Origin of the sequence: Psychroserpens mesophilus (genome assembly GCF_050617655.1) — a bacterium.
In the GTDB taxonomy this organism is placed as follows: Bacteria; Bacteroidota; Bacteroidia; order Flavobacteriales; family Flavobacteriaceae; genus Psychroserpens; species Psychroserpens mesophilus_A.
In genome coordinates this window covers 1-267 of the sequence record NZ_JBODQC010000196.1, presented here as the reverse complement: position 1 = coordinate 267, position 267 = coordinate 1, and the positions used below count along the sequence as shown (strand labels likewise).

Annotated in this window: 1 protein-coding gene; it reads left to right on the top strand. The window is 31.5% G+C overall.

What is annotated here, in order from left to right:
- Positions 1-267: hypothetical protein (locus ACRHNM_RS16925; RefSeq protein WP_431137790.1), on the top strand; the 267-nt coding region annotated here is incomplete at both ends.

Here is a 267-nt window from a genome sequence, read left to right as displayed (position 1 = left end):
AAAATCCTGTATCACGATGTCAAATAGGTAAAGACATTCCAGTAGATTCTATTCGCAAAATAGAAGATATTATCGAAGAAGAATTCAAAATAGCACTTGAAGGTGTTATTTTTGATATCGAAATGAAAGAACTTAAAAGTGGTAGACATATTGTCACATTAAAAATTACGGACTATTCCGATTCACTTATACTTAAGATGTTTACGAGAAAAGGTAAAGATGACCTTGAACATTTTAAAGCTTTAAAAGTAGGCACTAGGGAGAGAG